Below are 23,836 nucleotides of genomic sequence, written 5' to 3' on the forward strand. Positions count from 1 at the left end.
AGTAGGTATCAAACCTTATAAAAAAGTTAAAATACCTAAGCTTATTTTTGTATCATGAAAATTGTAGCAATAAACCTTTTCTTGAGCGTACATTCAAGAAAATTATAGCACATAATCACTACTGTAGTTATAGCTAGGGAGCTCTTCGTTATCAGTAGTTATCTCATCACTCTTTTGAATTACGCTCTCACTTTTACTAGGAGAACCTAAACATCTCATATTACCAGTGTCAGGAATTATCAACTTTACTTCTTTGTCGGAAGTCCATAAAACTTTATCTTTTAATTCAATTAATTCAGTGGGTTTCTTAGTGAGGTTCTTATAAATTGCACAGTTGTTTTTAGGATCATCTTTAAGCTTACCGTCAAAAGTTAAGAAGTGCTCTAAGTGAAGATAGGGTATTTTAGTATTGTTGCCATCTTTATCTATTATCATATTACTCTTATCAACAATTATTAAAGGTGATACCAATTTTGCAACTATAGTTTTACCTGCACATTCTTTTAGCTCTTCTACGCTACGATCTAATACTAGATTAGGACACGTTGTATTCCAGAAGAAATTTTTGTTATGAAGTGCATTTTTATTAAAATCTTTACTGTGATAACATGCACTTTTATTGTTATTATCAGCAGAGAGATCATTGTAAGGATAACCCTTACCGCTAGTATTCGTTTTACCTTTTCCACTACACCATATACCGCTAGGTAAAAAGTTTGTATAATCTATTGCATTTCCACACTTTGCATCTTCCTTACATTCAAATGTTATAGCAAAATTTGCTGCATAGTATTCCTTAACAGGGTTTGGGTTAGTATAATGCATGATGTTTTCATTGTGTATTAATTCAGGAAAAAATTCCTCCAATAGGTCCTTTATAAACCAACCAGGTTGACAAATGTGCTTAGTAAGAGTAGAATAATTTGCACGTTTTACGCAGTTGTGCATATCATCTGAAGCGTGTGCTGTAGTAATAATCACACCTTCTATTCCTTCTTCTTTTTTTTGATTAGCAGTTTCATTTATTATGTGTTTACATTGATGAGTCATGATTGTATATCAAAAAATTAATATTACTATATTAACATAATATAGTAAATAATTAATGACTTTAATTGCACATAAGGCTTTTAAAGCTCTTTCTCAACTATAGTTGTTAAGCTCTTGCTTTTTAACCTTACTTCTTGTACCACTCATTTATGAGTTTATTGATATCAGAATCTATAAAATCCTTTAGTGGTTGACTGGTTTTTATCTCGGCATTTTTAGGGATACACCTATCTTTACATATTGCGTACTTTATATGAAAGTTAATATCAACGTATTCCTGATTTGGAATGATATTAGTTTTAAAGGGAAATAACACCATATCTTCATATATGTTACTAACAAATGTAACTTCCCCAACTTTATCTTCATGTTCCTTGGGAGTAGACCAATGAATATCTATATTTGATATGTTACCCTGACAGTCAAAGGAAGTAGGAAGGCCGAAATCTCCAGGGTCTTTGTAATATATATGCCAACCTGGTTTTATTGTAACCTTTATTGCGCCTTCAATGGTAAGGTTTGCTTTATTTATCTTACCAATGAGCAGATCAAATTTTGCAACTTCTTCTTCAGCGCACAATTGAGTGCAAGAAAAAAGTAAAAGTAGGATTGAGTATATACGTATTTTCATAAATACTCTATTTATGAAGAAAATAATTTAAGTTCTATCTATTATAATAAAAATATTATATAAATCATTTATTAATATAATATTATACTAATAGTAATATACTAGCAATTATAACTTTCATATATTATTTTTTTATTTTTAAGCAGTTATAATATTAAAGAGACGTAACAAATATAAATAGTAGTGGCTTTGCATAGAAAATCACAAATTTATTTCCTTTATAAATGTAAGACTTTTTAGAACTAGAAAGATACCTTGGAGCAAGTTGCTCCAAGGCTCTTGTTTACTTAGAATCCACCCATTCCGCCCATTGCTCCTGCACCCATAGGTGATGAAGCATTTTCTTCTTTGTTTGGTAGATCAACTATCATAGATTCAGTAGTAATAAGTGCGCTTGCTACAGACACTGCCGTTTCAAAAGCAATACGAACTACTTTTGCCGGATCAATTACACCAGCTGTTGATGCATTAGCGTAGTTCATAGCCTCAACGTTGTATATAAGCTCTTTATCATTCTGCTTAATCAAATAGTCAATTATAACAGCAGATTCAAGACCAGCATTTTTAACCAATCTTTTGATTGGAGCACTGAGAACTTTTTTGACAATGTTGATACCTATTTGCTCTTCATCGCTTGAAGCTTTTAGCTTATCAAGAGCAGATGCAGCGTAAAGAAGTGCAACTCCTCCACCTGGAACTATCCCTTCTTCAATTGCAGCTCTTGTTGCATGAAGTGCATCTTCTACTCTATCTCTACGTTCTTTTACCTCTACTTCAGTTGCTCCACCAACTTTGAGTACAGCAACGCCGCCTGATAATTTTGCTAAACGCTCTCTTAGCTTTTCTTTGTCATAATCAGAGGTTGAAGTTTCAATCTGAGATTTAATCTGGTTAATTCTAGCATTTACTCTGTTTTGTTTGTCACAGTCGCTGTCTTCACTAACAATTGTGGTATTGTCTTTAGTGATTTTAACATTTTTAGCAGTACCAAGATCTTCAAGAGTCAAATCTTCCATCTTGATTCCAAGCTCATCTTTTATGACATACTTAGCACCTGTTAAAGCTGCTATATCTTCGAGCATCTCCTTTCTCCTATCACCAAAACCTGGAGCTTTTACTGCAGCAACTTTTAGACCACGTAATTTGTTGATCACTAAAGTGCTTAATGCTTCACCTTCAACATCTTCTGCAATGATAAACAAAGGTTTACCAGACTTAAAAATAGCCTCAAGAATAGGAAGTAAAGGTTGAATAATATTAAGTTTTTTTTCTGTAATCAGCAAATATGGATCATCAAGCTCCACGCTCATCTTTTCATTATTTGTAACAAAGTATGGAGAGAGATAACCACGGTCAAACTGCATACCAGTTGTAAGTTCAACTTCTAATTCTTTTGAACCCTTACTCTCTTCAACAGTGATGACGCCTTCTTTTCCAACCTTTTTAACAGCATCAGCAATGCTATTACCAATATCTTTATCACCATTTGCAGAAATTATTGCAACTTGTGCAACTTCATCCATTTTCTCTAAAGAAATTGTGCGAGACATTGATGTAATTTCCTTTAATATCACATCTTTTGCCTTCTGTATTCCATTTTTGATACAAATACGATCATTTCCAGCTGCAATTGACTTTGAAGCTTCCATTATCATATTGCTAGTCAGTATTGAGCATGTTGTGGTACCATCACCAACTTTGTCATTACACTGAGAAGCACTTTGAGCAATGGTGCTTACTATCGCAGAGTGTAATGGTTTTTCAGGCTTTATACCTTTCATTACCTTATAGCCATCCTTTGTGACCTCTGGTCCACCATATGGCTTGCTAATTCCTATTGTATTTCCCCTAGGCCCTGCAGTTGCTCCCACCGTTGAGTCAACCATTGCTGCAACTTCACGAAAGGCTTCTTGCAACTGTTCGCCTGATACTACTATGTTAGCCATTTTTATCACTCCTTAAATTAATAAAAAATTTAGAATATTAAAATACATAATGCACTATATAGCGCATTAGTTTAGTAAAATAGGGATACCTACTTGATAACAGCAAGTAGGTCTGACTCCTTCATCACGACATACTTTTCATTGTCATGCTCTACTTCTGTGCCAGCCCACTGCCTGTAGAAAACCTTATCACCAGTTTTTACAGTTAAAGCTATACGCTCTCCGCTTGAGTTGCGTGAACCACTACCAATTGCTATAACTTCACCTTTAGTAGGCTTCTTTTCAGCACTTGATGGTAGTACAATTCCACCTTGTTTTTCTTCAGTAATAGGCTTTATTAGCACGTTATCATCTAATACATTCAAATTTACACTTGACATTTATGTTTCCTCATTAATAGATTAACCTACAATTCTATGTAGTCATCTAAAGGTTACATTTCAAGGGTTGGAGTTAGTAAAAGTGTATAATTAAGATTTGAACAGAAGTTTTATGGGTTACATACCGCTAGCAAACCGTAGTCTAATATCTTTATACGGACCAGATACGAGAGATTTTCTTCAGGGTGTTATAACAAATGATATTAATAAACTAAGTAGCCAGCAGGCAATTTACTCTTTATTACTCAACCCTCAGGGAAAATATCTGTACGATTTTTTCCTCATTGAGCATGATAAATATATTTATTTGGAGTGTGAAAATGCCCATCTACAGCAAATAATTGAAAAATTAGACTTGCTCAAAACTTACCTTAGAGTGAGGATTAAAGACATTAGTTCACTATATAAGGTTGGAGTTTTGTTTGATGCTAAGTTGGCGAAGTGTAGTAGTAAGTCACAAGTTATTTTTCAAGATCCAAGGCACAAGCTGCTAGGAATGAGGATCATACATGAAGATGAAATAAAAGAACCGGTTGGAGATTTTATTCAGTATGAAAAAGTTAGAATTAAAAACCTTGTCCCAGATGGAGCAAAAGATATGGTGCAAAATTCATCATTTCCGCTGCAATATTTAATCGATAAGATAAATGGTATAAGCTTTAATAAAGGGTGCTATATAGGTCAGGAAGTTGTAAATCGAATGAGCAGACAAGAAAAATTCAGAAGGAAACTTTACCTTGTTGAGGGAAAAAATGCACTTCCAAATATTGGCACTAAAGTAATCAGTGAACATAATGAAGAAGTAGGAGAACTACGCTCTAGTGTCGACAATATTGGACTTGCATTGCTTAATACTGGAAAAAGCCACGCAAATTTATATGTCGGTGGAGTTAGCATTAAGACGTTATAAAATATCTATTCGAGTAAAAGCCCCTTTTTCTTGTTTAAGTGTTTGCAATACTAGTTAAATTCTTGACTTTATTATTTAAATATATCATAATTAAAGTATATTATTATTTTTAATAGGAGAGTTTGATATGCCATTAACAGCAAAACAGAAAGTATCATTTCAACAATTATATAAAAGCTTTAGAGATAATAGAGATATTGGTGAACTTTTAGGAAAAGTATCAAAAGAAGATTTTCTTACTATTTTTAGTGAAACTAATGAAAAAACTCAGGAGTCAATAATTGGAACTTATGAAGCAACTCGTGTAGACTATCTTAAAGCAGTTTTGAAGCGTGCGAAAGAACTAGTTTTGCTTAAAGAAGTTGTAAGAGCAAAGATTTTATCTTCTAACAATCAAGGTAAGATAGAATCTATTTCACTGATTGAATATATTACAGATCCTAGTCGCCAATATCCATCAAAAGTTTTAAATAATGTTCTAGAAGCTTTGAAAGAAGAATTTTTCGATTCTTTAAAAAAAGGTGAGCTTGAAGAAATTAAAGATGCTATAGAGAGAGAATTGATAAATGAAAAATGTGTACAGCAAAAAGAAAATCTTAAGAAATTGATAACCTCAATTAGAGACCTTATTGAAAATAGAGTGAAAGCTGAAAGCAGTACGGATAAAATAAATCCAAATGTTGAAAATAAGCTATTTAGCCCAACTAGTAAAGCAATTGTTGCTGGTGCTATTTGCAGTGTTATAGCTGGATTAGCAGTTGGTGGTGGACTTTTTGCTGCTGGTGCTTCATTACCAATATTGGCTTTAATTGGCATAGCTGTAGCTGCTGCTGTACTCACTGGACTTGTTGCTGGTGGTATTACATATAAAATATCAAAGCCTAGTGGGAATGTAGATAATGTTGATCTACTATCAGAAGAAATTTATGCAAGTCTAGACGTGTAACAGTGTAGTTAAGTAAAAAAAGGAAGAAGCTTCTTCCTTTTCTCCAAATTTTTTGAAGTATCTATTAACAGGATTTTAGATACCTTGTTTTACGATATGTATAACCATAAACTCGCACAAAAGCCCCTTTTTCCTGTTTAAGTTATTCACAGAATTGTTAATAACTAAGTTGATAACCTAGTAGAGTACATAACTTTACATTTCTGAGTACTTTGGAGATCTATAATAAATATGATCTCCAAATACTAATATATAATTGAGAATAAAAAAACTGTGGATAACTCTGAAAAGTTATATTTATTTTAATATTTTAAAAAAAAAAGAAACAACCATTAAGGGAGCTAAGCTAATACAATCATATAAAAGATTACATATTTGGTTATAGTTTTAATATTTTTCTAACAAAAGCCAATAAGGGGGTAGTCTTGGAAAATTTTTCCTAAAAGATAAAATTTTTAAGTGCTTTTGAAGTGATACTTTAGGTATTTTTAAAGTAATACTTTTAAAGTATCAATTGAACATTTTTGAGCATTAATCTGGAGGTTCAACAGGCACTTTTTTATGCTGTTTGAGAAGAGCAAAAATTGCATTTTCTCTTGCTGAAAGCTTGTGTTTCTTATATTTTCCATAATACACATTATGTAATTTTTAATACTAACAAAAACATTTCCCAAATTTTTACACAGCAACCTATCTGGTTCTGTTGCATCTATAAACCATAGAAAAGAAGATCATTAAAGCTGGGATTATAGGAGTTATAGAGCCATTAACATAGCAAAATTCTCAAAAGTAGAAACATTGTCATTAGCTCCGATAATTTGTTTTTTCTGAATCATGCGAATATTTTCTATACCTGTAATAGTAATCTTTGCGGAATGAAAATTTTTAAAACTAAGCATAGGCTTTATTCGCTTCTTGATAAACCTCTCAACAATATTATTTAGATATTTTATTTGAAGAACTGTGATTCTATAATCTTCAGAAATTTCTGCATTCAAATCATCAAGAGCAGCAGTATTACTGCCGCTTTTATCAATGACAATTTTCTCAGGAAGATAGTTACTCCTGAAGGCTTTACGAAAGAATGCAAGTGCTGCAGACTTGTCTCTACTAACACACAAGAGGAAGTCTACAGTATTACCAATAGTGCTCTATATAAATAAACCCATTTACCGTTTAATTTAATGTAGGTCTCTCCAACTACTACCAACCTGCTTCTTTCTTTTCCTTACTGCCTAATCTATCAGTGGTGATAACCCACTTTGTAACGTAGCATGGTCAATTTTTGCTCCCCTTATACTCATAATTTCTTCCAAATCTCGATAGCTCAAAGAGAATCGACATTTCATGTATACAGATAACATCGCTGAAAAGCTAAATCCTTTGAAGGATGGCAATAATTTTTGATTGATACGAAACATCTTTGCTTTATTTTTAGACAATTATATCATTCTTTTTTCTACTTCCCTACAAATGCGACAGAACCGAAGTTACTGCTATTCACTTTTTGTATCGTTTTTAGCAAAAGCTTCCTCCCAAGTGCCTTGAGTTGCTGCACGGCTATACTCTGTTACTCTATTTTCAAAGAAATTTGTATGTTCCACGCCATTTAGTATTTCATCAAGCCACGGAATAGGGTTATCTTTAACATTATATATAGATTTAAGACCTAATTGCGTTAACCTTCTGTTTGCTATGTAACGTATATAATTGCGCACTTCCTCTGCAGATAGCCCTTCAACATCTCCTAAATCAAAAGCAAGACTTATAAATTCATCTTCAAGTTCAACAATAGTGTGACATGCAGAATATAATTCTTCTTTGAACTCGTCATTCCAAATTTCATTATTCTCTTTAATAAACGTATTGAACAAATTGATAATTGAATTGGTGTGCAAGGTTTCGTCACGTGCTGACCAAGCAATTATTTGCCCCATACCTTTCATTTTTCCAAACCGTTGAAAATTGAGCAAAATTGCAAATGATGCAAATAACTGCAATCCTTCAGTGAAGGCACCAAATACTGCTAAAGTTTTAGCAACATGTTTTTTATCTTGCTTTTTACTTTCCTCAAATTCTAACATATATTCATACTTCTTTCTCATAGCATCATATTTTAAGAATGCTTGATATTCACTTTCTGGCATGCCAATCGTATCTAGAAGGTATGAATAGGCTGCAATGTGTATAGTCTCCATATTGGAAAAGCTTGCAAGCATCATACATATTTCTGTTGGCTTAAATATATTTGAATAATGCCTCATATAGCAGTTATTTACTTCAATATCTGCTTGAGTAAAAAACCTAAAAATCTGGGTCAATAAATTTTTCTCTACATTCGAAAGTTTAGTTTTCCAATCTTTCACATCATCAGCAAGCGGAACTTCTTCAGGTATCCAGTGTATCCTTTGTTGCTGCAACCATGCATCATATGCCCAAGGATAATTAAAAGGCTTGTATATTGGATCTGCTTCTAGCAATGACATAAGGTACCTAATTATTTTGAAGTAAATATTATATTAAATGATATTGAGAATCAGTCAATTTAACTTTTTTGAAATTTGACGACAGATAGTTTATCAGTGTATTATGATTTCAAATAATTAATTGACGAAATGCGAGTATTAATATCTTTTATTTTATTATTTACAGTGAGCTGCACTCACACTATTCACAATCACGGAGTTCCTGGCATTAATATTGAACTGTGGAGCAAAATACAAGTAGGTGATGATAGAGAAAAAGTGGTTCATACTTTAGGATCGCCAACACTAGTATCAAAGTTCGACGAAAATGTTTGGTACTATGTCTCATATAAAATTAAACAAGCTAACTTCTTGGGAAAAAGGAAGTACAGTAGTAAGTCTCTGCAAATTTCGTTTAATCAGAATGACGAAGTTACAGATATAAGAGAAATCAACGTTGCAGAAAGGTCTTTAGCTGTTGTTGATTGAAAATTTGCTGATCTATTTTTCATCACAAGTATCAGCACTTTGAGCTATTTCATTGTTAGAGTGGGGATAATCATCCGGATGATGCCCCTCATCACCGTAGTCCATACCCATTCCTTCTGATGGCATATCTTCTCCACCTCCACCTGAAAAATATTCAGCAAGACTTTCAAGAAATTTTATGCCAAACATATTACCTGATTTCCCAAATAACGTTACTAGACTGCTACCACTGACCAAACCTTCAAACACATTATTATAAGCAGCAATTGCTCCTTCATGAAAGTTGAACATCCACTTCATTCCATCCACAATTGTTGCAACAGAGTCACTATGACCAAGACCGAAACCACTTTTCTCACTAGCGGCTTCCTGGTGTTGCTGCTGTGCCTGCCATTCTGCAATATTTGGACCTTGTGCTTCACTCATAAACTTTTATTCTAAGCCTTAAGCTATTATTTTACCAAAAACACTGTAAAATATCAATTGTTTAAGAGAGGTTATCATAAAAATATCTAACACTAAGCTATTTTTATGATTCTGAATACCAAAACATCGATGATGTGCTGTGGTAACAAAGTGATGACTTGAGGTTTAAGATAGCTTCTATTTCTTCTTAGAAGACTGCTCCTCTCTCTTTCCTTTTTATTTTATTATCTTAATGTTAACTTACTCAAAAATTATTAACAAGTACTAATAATTTAATTGTTAATAACATTATATTAATAATAAGGAAGAGAAATTCCTACTACTGATTCATCTAATAATAAAATACCTGCATCAGTTCCACCACCACCTCCTTTACCACTCGAAGGTTTAAAGAATTGGACACCTCCACAGGATAATAAAAAACCTTCTAATTTGGCTACATCAGGAATTAGCAGTCGCACTGAACCAAAAAAAGGTCAATCTAAGAGTCCTGTTCAACAATCATCTCTTAATTTTGCAGAAAATCCACTATTTAAGAAAATACAAGAAAAAAATAATGTGGATAGCAAAAATGCAGATGAAGGAAGCAAGAATAGTACTCATGTTAAGAATCCAGAAACCAGAAATAGCGCTCAGTCATAAAGAAGAAGATAATGCGAGTGACAAAACTAAAAATGATAGAAGCAATACTAAACAGGGTGTGCCGAAAAAACCTATGACTGAACAACATAATGGTGTACACTCTGATAGTGAAAATCAAAAGTCATCTGTAGCAGAACAAAAAAAGGCAACTGCCTTAAAATATTCAATTGCTATTTTGTTATTGTGTACATCCGGTCCTGTAGCTGGAGTATGCACGTATTTTATCATTTCAGCAGTATTAAGTAGTGCTGCAGTGCCAGTTTCTTCTGCAGTTATTGCTTTTGTTTCTGCATCGGTTATGTTGAGCTTAGCTGCATATCTTATCTATTCATACCTTTCTGCAATAAACAGCGAGAAAGGAGTTGATCCTGGTAGAAAACAATCACAAGATTTACAGAAAGCAAAAGGACTTGAACATAGCAATACTCCTACACCATCATTTCCAGTAATGTCTGGAATACCCATTGTACCACTACTACCTCCACCACCTCCTCCATTGCCACAAAATGCTGCACCACTACCATCTCCGCCGCCTCCTCCTACAGCTTCCAAGTATACGGAGAAACCTAAGAATGGTGCACCGAAAAAGGCTAATGAATCTAAGCATGATCGTTCTGATCTGCTTGAACAGATAAGAAAAGGTGTTATTTTGAAGCCAGTTCCAAAGGATGGTTTAAAAATACCTCAAAAACAAGAGGAGGAAAGTGTTGCTGAAAAGCAAGAGAGCGACGTACAATCGCGAAACAAAGAAGTACATCAAATAAGGAAAGTTGAAAATCAAAAAACTGACAAAGAGCAAAACAATAGTGAGAGTATTCAACAAGGAAATTATATGAATGAGGGTTTGAAAAGCAAAGTTCTAAAGCAAAGAAATAAAAGTGGTTTTCAAGATGAAGAGCTAGATTCCTTAGACAAACAAGATGATTCTCTTTGTAGTTTGGAAGAATCACTTATAGAACCAAATAACACGTCCAATAAAGAGCTAAAGAAACCCGTAAAACCGCTAAACTTACCAATAGTATTAAAGAATATAATGTCCAGTGAAAATCCATTACTAAATAGCCCTAGTAATAATTTATTGAGCAATAGTAGTAATGTATCTGATGATGAAGAGTGGGATACATCCCAAGATTCTATGTCTTTTCAGTGTGATAATATAAAACAAGAGAAAATGAAGAATAGGGATAATTATCCATATTCAGCTTCTTCTTCAACAAAACCAGGTGAGGTAGAAGATTCATCAAATCCTCCTGTAGCCGAGATCATAAAGCAGCTTGATCAAAACAAAAATAAAGTCATTTCTTCCAAAGTAGACAACGGTATAAACACATCAAAACAGCAAGGTACCTTTGTTGATTCTGTTGAACTAAGCAAATTAACTACACAACGACCAATTCAGCCTGGTTTACTAAGGGTTCTTTAAATATCAAACCTCAAAAAAATCGGCGTAGGCTTAGGTAATGTAACACCTAAGCTTACACATGCGTTGCACAGAGATTTTAAATCACGTTGTTCTTTTGGAGTCTGTAATTGGTCAAGTATTATTTCTGCTGACTTTGGAACAATTGGCTGCAATAAAATACCAATTATTCTGATATATTCGAGTAATTTATAAATCACTAAATTCATGCGCTCTCTATCGGTTTTACTGAGTGTCCAGGGTGCACTTTTATCTATGTAAGCATTGGCCTTGGAAGAGATATTGATAATCAGGAGTATAATCTGGTTAAATTCATACTTTGATAGATGATCCATTACTTGATCAATTATGGCTTTGCAATTTTGTAAACTCTCATCATCTTTAAGCAAATTGCGATCGACCACTGGTACAACTCCAAAGCATTGCTTGTGCAGAAATGAAATTGTTCTTTGCACTAAATTGCCTATATTGTTTGCCAGCTCTGAGTTTATGCGGCTGATCATGTTCTTCTTACTGAAATTACCATCTTGACCGAAACTTGCTTCCCGAAGGAGAAAATAGCGTAGTTGATCAACACCAAACTCTTCTGCAAGATTAATTGGATCTATAACGTTACCAAGGGATTTGGATATTTTTTCCCCCTCGTTTAGCCACCAACCATGAACTGCAATTTGCTTTGGCAGTGGTAAATCTGCTGCAAGAAGAATAGCTGGCCAGTATACAGCGTGAAAACGCAATATGTCTTTACCGATCACATGAATGTTGAAGGAGTTTGTCCAAAACTTCTTATATTCCTCATCTTCTATATTAGGAAAGCCTATTGACGTGAGATAGTTAGTGAGCGCATCTATCCAAACATAAATTACGTGCTTGTCATTCCCTGGTACTTTTATTCCCCAATTAAAACTAGTACGAGAAATCGAAAGGTTAGTAAGTCCTGATTTTACAAACGATACCACCTCGTTTTTTCTGCTCTCAGGAAAGATGAAATTCGGATGATTTTCGTATAACTCTAGTAATTTATTTTGCCAACTTGACAAACGAAAAAAGTAGCTCTCTTCTTTTATCCACTGAACTTCAGCGCCTGTTGGTGCTCTGCCATCTATCAACTCTGATTCCTGATAAAACGCTTCGTCACGAACTGAATACCAACCTGAGTAAGAATCCAGATATATTTGCCCTCTCTCTTCAAGCCTATTCCATAGAGCTATAACTGCTTGTTCATGACGTTCTTCTGTGGTGCGGATAAAATCATCAGAATTAAAGTTCATTAGCTCAGCTAATTTTCTGAACGTAACACTTATTTCATCTGTAAATTCTTTTGGCTCTATTCCCTTTGTTTTAGCTGCTTTTTCAATTTTTTGTCCATGTTCATCTGTACCAGTAGTAAATTTGACGTTCTTTCCAGCTAATTTCATAAATCTAGCTGTAACATCACAGATAAGGGAAGTATATGCGTGGCCGATATGTGGCTTGTCGTTTACGTAATATATTGGCGTAGTGATGTAAAAGCTCTCAAATTGCTCCATTTTGTACTAGTTTAAAGCTTTATCGTATCTGCACTAGTAATAAAAATCAATACATATCCTACCAGACAAGCAATCTGAAAATCCATTATACCGCTGCGCGTTGCAGCGGTATTCTCGATTAGTAACTTATGGTTTAGCAGCACAACCTCCAAACTGTTGTGTCGCATTAGGATCACCAAATGCATACCCAGGTGTGCCATCATAAGAAGGAGCACTTGAAGCAGTATTAGGATCTTGAGGAGAGTAAGGAGGTGGTGGTTCAAGATTAGAAGAATCTCCCAAATCATATCCAGGTTCTGATTTATGATAGTTAATTACCGCTTCTTCAGCCTTCTTAATATTTTCTGACTCTTTCTCATGTTTCATATGAAAAGCCACACCACCAGCAAAACATACAAGAGAATTAATACCAAGAATGACTAAACCCCAAACTGGTAAGACTGGGTTAATAGCGCAACCTACCAAAGCTGCTAAAGAAATTGCACCAACTGCAAATTCTATATTTCTGAACATTTTAAGTTTATTATCCAGGTAATCTACCTTTTCTGATTTTCTAGCCGTTTTTTCGCTGCTGTTGTACCAAACACACATTAAAGCATGGAAAGCAACACACGTAACTACAGCTACTATCCCTAAAGCTAATAATTTCCTGTTGTCTTCTGCGTCTTTTTTCTTATCTTCTCTGCATGGCTGGTTACTGCTACCGGAACCAAGGTTATTTATCACTGTAGTATGACCACTAAACAGGTTGCTAAGTAGTAAATAATCCCAAAAATCTAAACCTCTATTATTGTGTACATGTACGTGTGTAACCTGAGGGCTTGTAGGTTGTTGCCTACTATCACGTCGATCACTTCCTATATTGTGTTCATTAGTTGGGTTATAGCGCCTAAATTCCTTATACGCATTTTCAAAATTTTTATCACTCCAGTTCTCAATATTTTGCATACCACGAGAACGTAAAAATTCTTGAACATTCTTATCACTGCCATTTTCTTTTATATAGGCAAGTGCGTACCTTTTTAAAACACTATCGCGCATAGATATTCCCCTCAAATTAAGATTAAATTAATAAACAATTATTACTATAAATTATATAGAATAATGTCTTCTTGTCAAGTTAGTCATAAACCAACCAATATTCTATCTACCAATTCTTTTACTGTCGGTATGCAACCATTTTTATAAAATGGGTCTTGCTTAAATTTGTACACATTGTGCCCAGAAAACATGAGTTCATTTTCAACATTGCCGTCATGTACAATGTTTTGCAGTGTCTTTTGTATACAGAAACTCCGTGGATCTGGCTTTCGCCCTGTTGAATGGTCACCATGATCTTTCCAATTGCTAAACAGACAATGGCTCAAACATCCCATGCAATTAATTTGATCTTGTCTTATTTCCGCAAATTTGCCTGGCGTCACAAAAATAACAGTTGTATCTGGAGTTTTCATTACCTCTGTATACCCTGCTTTAATCCATGCATTTGCTAGCTCTTTGTCTTTTGCAGTGAGGTAAATCTTTCTACCTCTGCTACCCATTGCAAATTCATTATTAAACTCTCCACTCACATTTTCTGAAAATTTCATTTGACGTGAATTTCGTTCCTGTAGCTCATATATGAAGCTATTTCTTACTGCAGATGAGTAAAATCCTGTTGGACTAAATTTGTTTAAAAATACATCACCTTCTTCTAAAGTAAGTAACTTCTTTTTCCATTCTGTAGAAATCGGACTTTCTTTTGTTAAAAGTGGACGAGTGCCAAACTGAAAAGCTATTGGTCCGATTTGTAAATTGTCAAACCAATGTTCCCAATCCTTCAAATTCCACACTCCCCCCGCCATAACAATTGGCGTTTCAGAAAGACCGACCTCATTCATGAAAGATCTAAGCTCTGCAACTCTTTCAAATGGAGCCTGCGGTAATTCTGGGTCTTCACTATTACTGAGTCCATTGTGACCACCAGCAAGCCACGGATCCTCATATACTACTCCACCAAGTAAAAAAGAAGATATTTTTTGGTAAGCACGTTTCCACAACGCTTTAAAAGCGCGCGCCGATGAGATAATAGGGTAGTAATAAACTTGATATTTAGCTGCAATTTCTCCAAGCCTGTAAGGCATACCAGCACCGCAAGTGATGCCATGAACTAAACCTTTTGCTTTTTCTAATATGCCATGAAGGACTTGTTCTGCTGCTCCCATTTCCCAAAGCACATTCATATGTATTCTTCCACGGCCCTTTGATATTTCATTCGCTATTTTTGCTTGACTAACTCCAGCCTCAATACTATACTTAATTAATTCCTCATGCTTTTCATTTCTTGTTTTACCTCTATAAATCAGCGGCACCAACTCACCATTGTCATCAATAAGTTTAGCATTTGCACCAGAAAACGTACCAACAGCATCTGCTGCAGCAAATGCTCCACTTGACCTTCCATCACTGACTGCAATGCCTTTGCCGCCCTCGATGATTGGCCATACTTCCTTCCCTGAAATTGCTATCTTTTTTATCTTATTTTTCAAAATTTCCTCTTAATCTTTCACTCTATTTTACTTGATTGCTAAAAAAATAATAGCTTTTCTTTTAATGCACACAAATTCAGTTTTAAGTAGACATAACAGCTACGACACATATTCTTTTTAAGAAGTCTTTGATATATGATAATAGGTCTAACAGGTGGAATTGCAGTCGGAAAGAGCTTTGTAGCCAATTGCTTTAAAGAATTTGGTGCCGCTTTGTTTGATGCTGACTCTGTCGTACACCAGCTTTATAAAGTGGACAAAAACATAATAAGTTATGCAGAAGAAAAATTTCCTGGGGTAGTAGTAAATGGAAAAATTGATAGAACAGTATTGTCTAAATATTTTTTAGCACATGATGAAAATTGGAAGCAATTCCAGTCTTTAGTACATTCCGCTGTGCAAAATGAATTAGAATTTTTTATTGCTCATGAGAAAGAAAACAACAGAAAACTTCTAGTTCTAGACATTCCACTCCTGCTGGAAACGAGATTCCATTTGTATTGCGATTTTATTGTTTTTATCCATGCAGATAGCGTTGTGCAAGCTCAAAGGATTAGTGAGCGTAATATGGATAAAAAAAAGCTGGATCTAATGTCTAGTATTCAGCTCCCTATTGAAGAAAAAAAGCAAATGAGCGACTTTATCATCGATACCAGCGCAAATGTTCTTTCTCAAGTGAAAGATATAATAAACTCGTTAGACCTCAACACGTGATACGGTTATTCTCCACAAGATTACTCCGAATTTTAGCTGTACTATCAGCAGATTTTACCATTAAAATTTCAAACCTTGAGCCTGCATTCAAAAACGATTCTACTGATCTGCCGAAAAAATCATATCTCCATCCCTTGAACAATTTATCTATCTTCCCAGATATTGATCCAGCTAACTCATCTTTTGACGAAACTAACTTTCTCGATATGTTATTTTCCTTACATTTGCTCTCTAAAATAATCGAGAGTATATCAAAGACAGATTTATCATAATTATCCGACAGAGTATAATTTTGCTGCACAAATTCCTTCTCATTCTCATTGAAAATATCTATAAATTCTAATAAATCTTCCTCTTTTATATTTTTTGTGTTTCTCTTAAGGTCATCTAAAATGTCATCAATATGTTCCACGTTTTTTTCAATTAAACCAGTTATTACGGCATTATTGACTACCTTATTACGATTTATATTGTAACGCTGTGCTAAGGTCTCTTGCCACTCACTAACTGCTTTAACAGTTAACATCAACCTTGGATTTGCTTCATAATTAAATTTAATCCTCTTCCATGCATCTTTTGGATTATGCAAATACTTATTAACATCAACTATTGATTCCATCTCTTCTTGAAACCAGCCTATCCTATTATTTTCTTCAAGTTTATTGCACAATATTTGGTGTAGGTCATATAGGTGTATCACGTCATTTACTGCATAATCTAATTGATCCTCAGATAATGGCCGTTTTAACCAGTCTGAATTTTTAGCTTTAATTTTATCCAGCGCTACCCCCTGATATTGCTCTACTACTTTTGAATAACCAATAAAGTCGTGATAATAATGACAAAACATAGCAGCAACTTGGGTATCAAAAATGGGAGTAGGAACACATTTAAGCACGGTGAGTAAGGATTCTATGTCTTGCCGACAACTATGAAAAACTTTGGTTATTTCTCGATTCAGCATTATTTTCTTAATAAGCGATAAGTCAATTCCCGGTACTAACACATCTACAATAAAACTCTTCTCTCCGTAAGAAATTTGAATTAGTGATAATCTAGGATAGTAGGTTAAATTGTTTCTAATAAACTCTGTGTCCACTGCTATAAATTTTGGATCTTTTGCCATCAATTCTTCACATGCATTCTCCAGCTCCGATGTCGTACTAATTAGCATATATTTTTTATTCAGTGGCTATATTTTACCACTTATATTGAATATTTACAATTGATTGAAATTGAGAACGCAACTGTATGATAACTAATCCTTCTGTAAATATACAGTTTTGCCAGACACAACGGTACGTATTACGCGCCCTTTCACTTTGCGTCCATCGAAAGGGGAATTTTTTGATTTACTAGCAAAGTTGTCAACTTTAATTTTCCATTCATGATCCAAATCAACTAAAATTAAGTCCGCTGCAAGGTTTTTCTGTATGCGGCCACGTGGCACATGTATGATATCTGCAGGCTTATATGTCAATTTTGCAAGCACATCAAGTAGACCCATTTGTCCACTGTGATATAGTTCAAGTGAAATGGGCAGCATTGTTTCAAGGCCAACAATACCAAATGCAGCATTTTCAAGTGGCAAATCTTTAGAACTAAGATCATGCGGAGCATGATCGGTTGCAATACAATCAATCACACCTGTCTTTAAACCTTCAATCATAGCTAAACGATCTTCCTCTGTACGAAGTGGCGGATTCATTTTTGCGATTGCTCCATGTTGCTTTACTATATCTTCAGTTAAAGTAAAGTGATGAGGAGTTACTTCACATGTAACATTTAACCCCAAATCTTTTGCACGTTTAATAGCATCAAGTGAATCTTTTGAAGAGACATGTAAAATATGGTAGTGTACATTTTCTATGTTCTTCATTAGCAGTATATCACGAGTTACCATAACCGATTCCGATGCACTCAAGATTCCCTTTACTCCCAATTCTTCAGAAATCTTACCCTCGTTAATTACGCCACCAGCAGATAGATTCAAATCCTCTGCGTGTTGAGCAATAGGAACACCAAGCATACTTGAATAAAGCAGTGCCTGTCTCATAATCATTGGATTCATAACTGGCATACCATCATCGGTGAACCCAACTGCACCTGCTTCCTTTAAGAGTGCCATTTCAGTTAATTTTTCTTCCGAAGTGGTGATTTTAGCGTAAAATTCCACATTCACATGCGAAGTTTCAAATGCTCTATATTTCAAATACTGAGCCAAGACAACACTATCAATCGCTGGAACAGTGTTTGGCTGACAAACTACAGTTGTAACGCCCCCTGCAGCTGCAGATTTGCTGCCTGTATGTATAGTTTCTTTATGCTCTTGACCTGGTTCACGAAAATGTACGTGAATGTCAATAAGGCCTGGCATTAGAACAAGCCCTTTACAGTCTATTATTTCATCAACTCCACTTGTTGAAAATAATGATTCGCCAAAATCAACAATTTTACCCCCTTCAGTCAATAATGAACCTTTTATATCAAGTTTAGTTTCCGGGTCAATAATACGAGCATTGGTATACGCAATTTTATAGCCTTCCTTTTGCCCTGTCTGCAATAAATTCCAAATCATATTTGAGTATCGATTATAAAATAAATCTAAAGTTTTTTTAGTAAAATACAACCAAATTAAAGTGATGATATAAAACTAGCAATAAAGAATATTTAAATTAATACTCAAGCAGCTATTCTATAACTACCATTTTCGATTTCAACGTTATTAAGTGCGGTATTTGCGTTATAAGAACAGTAACATCCTACTGCAAGAAAAGTTAATGCAGCTACAGCAAGCGAAACACACATTGCTAAATGAACCATTGTTAGACTTGTACCAACAGCAAGTGCTCCAGATAATACAAAAGAAACAGAAGCATAATTACCTTGCCTTTTACTGTAAGTTCTTGCTTTCAAGAATTTTTCACTTAGCTCTTCATTCTTGCTTTCAAATTGCTTCTGTAGACTCTTCTCTAGTACTTCACTTTTGTTTTCAATTTCTTGCAGCTTTGTCTTTAAGTCGTTATTTTCATTTTCGCGTTGCATTATTTGATCAGCGAACGATTGTCTTGCATCATTCAGCTGCCCTTCCAACTGATCATTTTGTGTAGTCAATTGAGCTACCCGACCATTTAGCGTATCAGCAACCTGTGTTAATCGGGTTACTTCATCAGTTTTATCAATTAGACCTTGCTTTGCATCATCCAGCCGCCCTTCCAATTGATTGTTTTGTATAGTCATTTGATCTACTTGATCTTTTAGCCTTCCAATCTCTTTTTTCTTCTTTTCAAGCTGAGCTCTTGCTTCATTAGATTCTTTGCTAAGTTGCATGACTTTACTAGTTTCTTCAGCTAATTTTTGCTTTGATGCTACAAGTTGAACTTCTGTTTGCTCACATTTCCTTTCAAGCTCCCTTGCTTGACTAGACAAATTACTATTTTCCTGTTCAAGTTGAGCTTTTACTTCCCTTAGCCCTCCCTCACTCTCTCTGAATTGAGCTCTAGCATCCTTTAGCTCTTTTTCTGCACATTCTACCTTTTCTTCTAGCTTAGTTTTTGCTTTCTCAAGCTTCTTCAGTTGATTAGTCAGATTACTATTCTTTCTTTCTAATCCAGCATTTGTTTCTTCAAGTTTTTCTACAGTACCGTTAAGCCTAGTTACTTTGCTAATTTGCTCATCCAACTCTGCTTTGTTTTCTGCAAGCTGATCTTTTGTCCCTTTAAATTCTGCAGTAAGTTTATCTACTTGATCATTGAGTTGATTAGTCTTCTGTTGTTCTTGTGTTAATTTTCCTTTTTCATCATCTAACTCTTTAGTTTTTCCAACCAAACTTTGTTGTATACTATTTAACCTTCCCTCTAGTTGAATTTTTTCATTAGTAAGCTGAGCTACTTTTTGTTTTCCTTGTCTAAATTCCTCTTCTAAATTTGGAGCACGTTGAATTGGTATCTCAGAAAGCTTAATGCCTTCATTTTCTTCTCTGACTTCTTCAAAGAATTCCTTATCATCCACATCAACATATGACAAAACTGCATGGTAAAATAGGCCACAAATATAAGCAATATGACGATACTTAGATGCTTCGCTATCCGATTTAAATTTTTCCTGCTCTATTTTCTCAATAAGGTTATAATAGGTATCGATTTTATGATAGTGTAGTTCTAAATACTCCAGAGTTTTACCTGTTTCTAATTTTAATGGTTTACCTACATGTTTATAGTGCATACCAGCATTACCATGTGGCAAACATGGTACCGGATCTGATTGACAAGCTACTCTAATAGTATTATGTCCAAGACACTCATTGTAAACTTCAGCAGCACCATTGTAGAACACTCTTGGAGAGCCAAAAGTTGCAACATGAACATCTTCAGCACCTTCTGTTTTATTAAGACATAAAGCAGTTATACTAGCAAGAGCACCTCCCATGCTATGGCCTGTAACATTGATTTTTAAATCTTTGATTGCTAATCCTTTATCATTAGCATGCCCTTGTAATATTTTATGTACGCTGGGCCAAGAACGTTTGAATAGAGAGTAAAAACCAGAGTGAACATAATTATCTCCAGACAAAAATGGCAACTTAGTTAAAGAAGCACGCAGATCTTCCTTCACATCATTTAAATCACGAGTGCCATGGTAAGCTATATCTACTTCGTTATCTTTAATAAAAATATAACCAGCATCTCGATTATATGAATTTTTACCAGTTAAAGCATAGCCAACATCGTGTTGCTCTAATTTATAATCAACATCTGAGCAATATTTATCTTCAATAAGTTCATTATCGTAAAATCTTATAATCTGATAACCTTCTTCTTCAAACTTCCTTTTAGTTTTGTATTTACCTTTCTCTAATTTTCTATCCACATCACCATAGGAAATTTTGCTAAAGGTACACATTTTCCATAATTTTTCTTCATCAAATTCTGCAATTTGCCCTTTTATCAGATCAGCAAGGTCAGAAGCATCCTTTAACTCAGCACCTTTAAAATCTTCTATCTTCTTCCATGCTTTAACTAGGTCAGAAGTTCCTAGCCCATTAAGGTCAAAACTTTGAGCTTCTAATTCGTTCTTAAATGGTTCTAGTGCCTCAATTACGCATTCTTTTATTTCATTATCATCAATATGTACAATACTATCGCTAATAGAATCCATACTTTGATCATGAGTAATACTTGGCATATTTTTTACCTACTATTTTAGTATATCATTAATTAAGCATTTGATCAAATTTATCAATAAAACTATTAAAATTTTCTTATTTTAAACGAATTTAGTTCATTTTATCACACTTAAGACTTTTGTTTGTGACAACTGCTGTATTTGCAATCTTATCGTGCCAAGTTTGGCAGCGTTTATCGAAACTTGCCCATATGAAACCCAAGAATAATGGTGCAGTTGACAATATGAAGGAAAAAAACCTCTTTGTTGCTTGTTTCAGAGTCAATTTTTCAAAAGTTTGTGCATTCACAACTCTAAGTCCAAGTAAGAATTTTCCAGGTGTAGCGCCAAATCTTATCCACATATATGCTACATAACTAAAAAGCATAATAAATTGAACTATCTGATTTAGAACTAGTAACTTTATTAGTTTACTCTGCATTGCTGTTTCCTCTGCAGATAGTGGCACCTGCATTTGATATTTTGCAGCAATTTGGCCTAATATTTTACTGCTCTCCGAGCTCATAAAGAGTTGATTTAAGGCCTGACCGCAAAACTGTAAAAATAAAACGATGATGATTAAATCAAGCAGCACTGACAAATAGCGTCTAAGTCCCGTTACGTAACATATTCCATTTTCATCTTTCTTTATCCTTTGAATAGCATTTATAGAAGAAAGAATGGCAAATGAACGATTAAAAAACTTGTGTAACATAAAGCACTTTCCAATGTTTGAGTGCCCCTGGCCGGACTTGAACCAGCATGCTCTTGCAAGCAACAGATTTTGAGTCTGCCGTGTCTACCATTCCACCACAGGGGCCTATTTTAATGCTATAAGCAACACAGGATTAGTCAAATTTTTTCTCTTTTAAGTCGAGATTGAATATTCTACAATAATCAATCATTACTCTAAAAACTTAAAATGAATGAATTAGTTAACCTTATTAATTCAAGAGAAGAAATATGTAAATTGCCACATAATTTAGAAGCAGAGCAAATGCTCATTGGTGCAATGATTCGTGATAATAGAATTTGTGATGCAGTTGAAGATATAATTGCAGCAGACAATTTCTACGATCCACTACATCAAAGCATTTTTACCCAGATATCTAAAACCAGAAAACACGGCATAGTTGCCAATGAACTAAGCCTTAAGATGTTTTTTGAAAATGATAAAGCATTTGCCGAATGTGGTGGAGTTGAGTACCTAGCAAAGCTTGCAGCGAAGGCAAGTATTGCTCTTGATATCTATAGCTTGACCAGAATAATCCGTGATACTTATTTAAGAAGATGCTTAATCAAGCTCGGACAAGAGACAATTGACGATAGTTATAACTATGACATCGAAAATCCTGCACAGGTACAAATTGAGCAAGCAATGACAAAATTGTTCAATTTAGCAGTAAAAAAGCAAGGTGAGAAAACATACATAAAGCTTGCAAGTTCAATTAAAGATGTGGTTGAGAAGATTAGCAAGCTGAAGAATAACCCAGAGGCTCTAGGTATTACAACCGGACTTCAAGATCTAAACCAGCTTCTTGGTGGTTTGCAGAAATCTGATCTGTTAATTATAGCTGCAAGGCCCTCAATGGGAAAGACAGCATTGGCACTGAACATCGCACTTAACGCTTGTAAGATTTTGCAAAAAAGAACAGATAAACAACACTACGTAGCTTTTTTCTCACTTGAAATGTCAGCAGAGCAATTAACCGCAAGATTGATTACTATAGATTCAGGCATTGGTTATTATAAGGCACTGACTGGGAGAATTAGTGATTTTGAATTACATGAATTCATTAATGCTAGTACAGATCTATCAGAATTACCTTTCATAATAGACGATACTCCTGCTCTATCAATTAGTGCCCTTCGTACCAGAATACGACTGCTATATCAACTATACAATGTAGAGGTGGTATTTATAGATTATCTGCAATTAATTCGAGGAACAACAAAAAGGAGTAGTGAAAATAGAGTGCAAGAAATCTCAGAAGTGACGCAGGGTTTAAAAGCAATTGCAAAGGAACTAAATATTCCCATTGTTGCACTATCACAGCTCTCTCGTTCTGTTGAGCAAAGGGATGATAAAAAACCACAACTTTCTGATTTACGTGATTCAGGAAGCATAGAGCAGGATGCAGATATAGTAATGTTCCTCTATAGAGAAGAATATTATGAATTAAGAAAGCAACCAAATGAAGGAAGTAATAAACATCGAGAGTGGCAAGAGAAAATGGAGAAAATTAGAAATATTGCAGAGCTGATCATTGCAAAACAAAGAAACGGGCCAATTGGCAGTGTGAAGCTACATTTTGACTCCAATAGAGGTGCATTTAAAGATTATACAGAAAGATATAGTCTGTAGCGGTTTTGAGTAATTCTGGAAGTGTTTAACAAACCATACGTGCCAAATTAAGAAGCTATCGTGAAACATAGCAATATTTAAGATTGGCATTTTATTTGTTACATTTATTTTTTTAGGAAATTCTTATCTAGGATAAGATGATTTTTTAGAAAGATCTATAAATTACTAACCTTATTACTTAATATATAAAATAGTTTTTTCTTATTTCCTTTCTTCCTTACGCCACTTTTTC

At 34.5% G+C, this 23,836-nt stretch carries 19 protein-coding genes, 1 tRNA gene and 2 pseudogenes; 6 read left to right on the forward strand and 16 right to left on the reverse strand.

The window, feature by feature from the left end; translation table 11 throughout:
• Positions 1 to 102: 102 nt before the first annotated feature.
• From OPR35_RS02965 to OPR35_RS02980, 4 genes are all read right to left on the reverse strand, one after another.
• Complete coding sequence (locus OPR35_RS02965) at positions 103 to 1,050, reverse strand: hypothetical protein (RefSeq protein WP_265024988.1); 948 nt, start codon at positions 1,048 to 1,050, stop codon at positions 103 to 105.
• Between the two features lie 127 nt (positions 1,051 to 1,177).
• Positions 1,178 to 1,681 (reverse strand): protein-disulfide reductase DsbD domain-containing protein, encoded by a 504-nt coding sequence (locus OPR35_RS02970; RefSeq protein ID WP_019236345.1) that lies wholly within the window; start codon positions 1,679 to 1,681, stop codon positions 1,178 to 1,180.
• Positions 1,682 to 1,968: 287 nt separating this feature from the next.
• Entirely contained in the window at positions 1,969 to 3,627 is a 1,659-nt protein-coding gene (groL, locus tag OPR35_RS02975) for a chaperonin GroEL (protein ID WP_007302814.1), read from the reverse strand.
• Positions 3,628 to 3,716: 89 nt separating this feature from the next.
• Complete coding sequence (locus OPR35_RS02980; RefSeq protein WP_007302813.1) at positions 3,717 to 4,007, reverse strand: co-chaperone GroES; 291 nt, start codon at positions 4,005 to 4,007, stop codon at positions 3,717 to 3,719.
• A 112-nt stretch (positions 4,008 to 4,119) separates the two neighbouring features.
• Here OPR35_RS02980 and ygfZ point away from each other — a divergent pair, with 112 nt between their 5' ends.
• Together ygfZ and OPR35_RS02990 are read left to right on the forward strand one after the other, a co-directional pair.
• A complete protein-coding gene (gene ygfZ, locus OPR35_RS02985) occupies positions 4,120 to 4,917 on the forward strand; it encodes a CAF17-like 4Fe-4S cluster assembly/insertion protein YgfZ (RefSeq protein WP_006012580.1) in 798 nt (265 codons plus the stop codon).
• A gap of 127 nt (positions 4,918 to 5,044) precedes the next feature.
• Positions 5,045 to 5,863 carry a hypothetical protein gene (locus tag OPR35_RS02990; RefSeq protein WP_265024989.1) on the forward strand — a complete coding sequence of 273 codons (819 nt, stop codon included), beginning with the start codon at positions 5,045 to 5,047 and terminating at the stop codon, positions 5,861 to 5,863.
• 755 nt (positions 5,864 to 6,618) lie between these two features.
• Here OPR35_RS02990 and OPR35_RS02995 read toward each other — a convergent pair.
• A pseudogene (locus tag OPR35_RS02995) lies at positions 6,619 to 7,284 on the reverse strand (IS6 family transposase).
• Positions 7,285 to 7,359: 75 nt separating this feature from the next.
• Positions 7,360 to 8,349 carry a ribonucleotide-diphosphate reductase subunit beta gene (locus tag OPR35_RS03000; protein ID WP_019236348.1) on the reverse strand — a complete coding sequence of 330 codons (990 nt, stop codon included), beginning with the start codon at positions 8,347 to 8,349 and terminating at the stop codon, positions 7,360 to 7,362.
• 129 nt (positions 8,350 to 8,478) lie between these two features.
• Here OPR35_RS03000 and OPR35_RS03005 point away from each other — a divergent pair, with 129 nt between their 5' ends.
• The gene (locus OPR35_RS03005) at positions 8,479 to 8,817 is read left to right on the forward strand and encodes an outer membrane protein assembly factor BamE (protein WP_007302809.1); all 339 of its coding nucleotides are present in this window, start codon (positions 8,479 to 8,481) and stop codon (positions 8,815 to 8,817) included.
• 30 nt (positions 8,818 to 8,847) lie between these two features.
• On the opposite strand, the pseudogene OPR35_RS03010 reads toward OPR35_RS03005, so the two are convergent.
• Both OPR35_RS03010 and OPR35_RS03015 read right to left on the reverse strand, forming a co-directional pair.
• Positions 8,848 to 9,243, reverse strand: a pseudogene (locus OPR35_RS03010) (hypothetical protein); the annotation flags it as partial.
• A 293-nt stretch (positions 9,244 to 9,536) separates the two neighbouring features.
• Complete coding sequence (locus OPR35_RS03015) at positions 9,537 to 9,704, reverse strand: hypothetical protein (RefSeq protein ID WP_246485284.1); 168 nt, start codon at positions 9,702 to 9,704, stop codon at positions 9,537 to 9,539.
• Positions 9,705 to 9,799: 95 nt separating this feature from the next.
• On the opposite strand from OPR35_RS03015, the gene OPR35_RS03020 reads away from it, so the two are divergent.
• Positions 9,800 to 11,308: a WH2 domain-containing protein gene (locus tag OPR35_RS03020; protein ID WP_246485285.1), complete on the forward strand. Its 1,509-nt coding sequence runs from the start codon at positions 9,800 to 9,802 to the stop codon at positions 11,306 to 11,308.
• Here OPR35_RS03020 and metG read toward each other — a convergent pair.
• From metG to OPR35_RS03035, 3 genes are all read right to left on the reverse strand, one after another.
• Positions 11,305 to 12,834, reverse strand: coding sequence for a methionine--tRNA ligase (metG, locus tag OPR35_RS03025; protein WP_052264938.1), 1,530 nt, complete (start codon positions 12,832 to 12,834; stop codon positions 11,305 to 11,307). The two genes, OPR35_RS03020 and metG, sit on opposite strands and share 4 nt — an antisense overlap.
• Positions 12,835 to 12,960: 126 nt before the next feature.
• Entirely contained in the window at positions 12,961 to 13,875 is a 915-nt protein-coding gene (locus OPR35_RS03030; RefSeq protein ID WP_096097170.1) for a hypothetical protein, read from the reverse strand.
• 83 nt (positions 13,876 to 13,958) lie between these two features.
• Positions 13,959 to 15,362 (reverse strand): NAD(P)H-dependent flavin oxidoreductase, encoded by a 1,404-nt coding sequence (locus tag OPR35_RS03035; protein ID WP_052264766.1) that lies wholly within the window; start codon positions 15,360 to 15,362, stop codon positions 13,959 to 13,961.
• Positions 15,363 to 15,497: 135 nt separating this feature from the next.
• Between OPR35_RS03035 and coaE the strand changes: the two genes are divergently transcribed.
• Positions 15,498 to 16,076 carry a dephospho-CoA kinase gene (coaE, locus tag OPR35_RS03040; RefSeq protein ID WP_007302729.1) on the forward strand — a complete coding sequence of 193 codons (579 nt, stop codon included), beginning with the start codon at positions 15,498 to 15,500 and terminating at the stop codon, positions 16,074 to 16,076.
• On the opposite strand, the gene OPR35_RS03045 is transcribed toward coaE, so the two are convergent.
• From OPR35_RS03045 to OPR35_RS03065, 5 genes are all read right to left on the reverse strand, one after another.
• A complete protein-coding gene (locus OPR35_RS03045; protein ID WP_265024990.1) occupies positions 16,066 to 17,250 on the reverse strand; it encodes a ribonuclease D in 1,185 nt (394 codons plus the stop codon). The two genes, coaE and OPR35_RS03045, sit on opposite strands and share 11 nt — an antisense overlap.
• Positions 17,251 to 17,334: 84 nt before the next feature.
• Positions 17,335 to 18,654, reverse strand: coding sequence for a dihydroorotase (locus OPR35_RS03050; protein WP_052264764.1), 1,320 nt, complete (start codon positions 18,652 to 18,654; stop codon positions 17,335 to 17,337).
• Between the two features lie 104 nt (positions 18,655 to 18,758).
• Complete coding sequence (locus tag OPR35_RS03055) at positions 18,759 to 21,260, reverse strand: lipase family protein (protein WP_019236352.1); 2,502 nt, start codon at positions 21,258 to 21,260, stop codon at positions 18,759 to 18,761.
• 91 nt (positions 21,261 to 21,351) lie between these two features.
• Positions 21,352 to 21,954, reverse strand: a complete 603-nt coding sequence (locus tag OPR35_RS03060) for an RDD family protein (protein ID WP_007302723.1) — start codon at positions 21,952 to 21,954, stop codon at positions 21,352 to 21,354.
• A gap of 22 nt (positions 21,955 to 21,976) precedes the next feature.
• Positions 21,977 to 22,059 (reverse strand) — tRNA-Leu (locus OPR35_RS03065).
• Positions 22,060 to 22,161: 102 nt separating this feature from the next.
• On the opposite strand from OPR35_RS03065, the gene OPR35_RS03070 reads away from it, so the two are divergent.
• A complete protein-coding gene (locus tag OPR35_RS03070) occupies positions 22,162 to 23,604 on the forward strand; it encodes a replicative DNA helicase (RefSeq protein WP_007302722.1) in 1,443 nt (480 codons plus the stop codon).
• Positions 23,605 to 23,836 lie beyond the last annotated feature (232 nt).

This window comes from Wolbachia endosymbiont (group B) of Protocalliphora azurea (assembly GCF_947251865.1).
Taxonomy (GTDB): Bacteria; Pseudomonadota; Alphaproteobacteria; order Rickettsiales; family Anaplasmataceae; genus Wolbachia.

What these genes read in the sequence shown, in the direction of transcription:
- OPR35_RS03050 (WP_052264764.1), bottom strand. Translation starts at nt 18,654, where the DNA reads ATGATTTGGAATTTATTGCAGACAGGGCAAAAGGAAGGCTATAAAATT.
- OPR35_RS02965 (WP_265024988.1), bottom strand. Translation starts at nt 1,050, where the DNA reads ATGACTCATCAATGTAAACACATAATAAATGAAACTGCTAATCAAAAA.
- OPR35_RS02980 (WP_007302813.1), bottom strand. Translation starts at nt 4,007, where the DNA reads ATGTCAAGTGTAAATTTGAATGTATTAGATGATAACGTGCTAATAAAG.
- ygfZ (WP_006012580.1), top strand. Translation starts at nt 4,120, where the DNA reads ATGGGTTACATACCGCTAGCAAACCGTAGTCTAATATCTTTATACGGA.
- OPR35_RS03055 (WP_019236352.1), bottom strand. Translation starts at nt 21,260, where the DNA reads ATGCCAAGTATTACTCATGATCAAAGTATGGATTCTATTAGCGATAGT.
- coaE (WP_007302729.1), top strand. Translation starts at nt 15,498, where the DNA reads ATGATAATAGGTCTAACAGGTGGAATTGCAGTCGGAAAGAGCTTTGTA.
- OPR35_RS03005 (WP_007302809.1), top strand. Translation starts at nt 8,479, where the DNA reads ATGCGAGTATTAATATCTTTTATTTTATTATTTACAGTGAGCTGCACT.
- OPR35_RS03045 (WP_265024990.1), bottom strand. Translation starts at nt 17,250, where the DNA reads ATGCTAATTAGTACGACATCGGAGCTGGAGAATGCATGTGAAGAATTG.
- OPR35_RS02990 (WP_265024989.1), top strand. Translation starts at nt 5,045, where the DNA reads ATGCCATTAACAGCAAAACAGAAAGTATCATTTCAACAATTATATAAA.
- OPR35_RS03060 (WP_007302723.1), bottom strand. Translation starts at nt 21,954, where the DNA reads ATGTTACACAAGTTTTTTAATCGTTCATTTGCCATTCTTTCTTCTATA.
- OPR35_RS03000 (WP_019236348.1), bottom strand. Translation starts at nt 8,349, where the DNA reads ATGTCATTGCTAGAAGCAGATCCAATATACAAGCCTTTTAATTATCCT.
- OPR35_RS03020 (WP_246485285.1), top strand. Translation starts at nt 9,800, where the DNA reads ATGTGGATAGCAAAAATGCAGATGAAGGAAGCAAGAATAGTACTCATG.
- groL (WP_007302814.1), bottom strand. Translation starts at nt 3,627, where the DNA reads ATGGCTAACATAGTAGTATCAGGCGAACAGTTGCAAGAAGCCTTTCGT.
- OPR35_RS02970 (WP_019236345.1), bottom strand. Translation starts at nt 1,681, where the DNA reads ATGAAAATACGTATATACTCAATCCTACTTTTACTTTTTTCTTGCACT.
- OPR35_RS03070 (WP_007302722.1), top strand. Translation starts at nt 22,162, where the DNA reads ATGAATGAATTAGTTAACCTTATTAATTCAAGAGAAGAAATATGTAAA.
- OPR35_RS03030 (WP_096097170.1), bottom strand. Translation starts at nt 13,875, where the DNA reads ATGCGCGATAGTGTTTTAAAAAGGTACGCACTTGCCTATATAAAAGAA.
- metG (WP_052264938.1), bottom strand. Translation starts at nt 12,834, where the DNA reads ATGGAGCAATTTGAGAGCTTTTACATCACTACGCCAATATATTACGTA.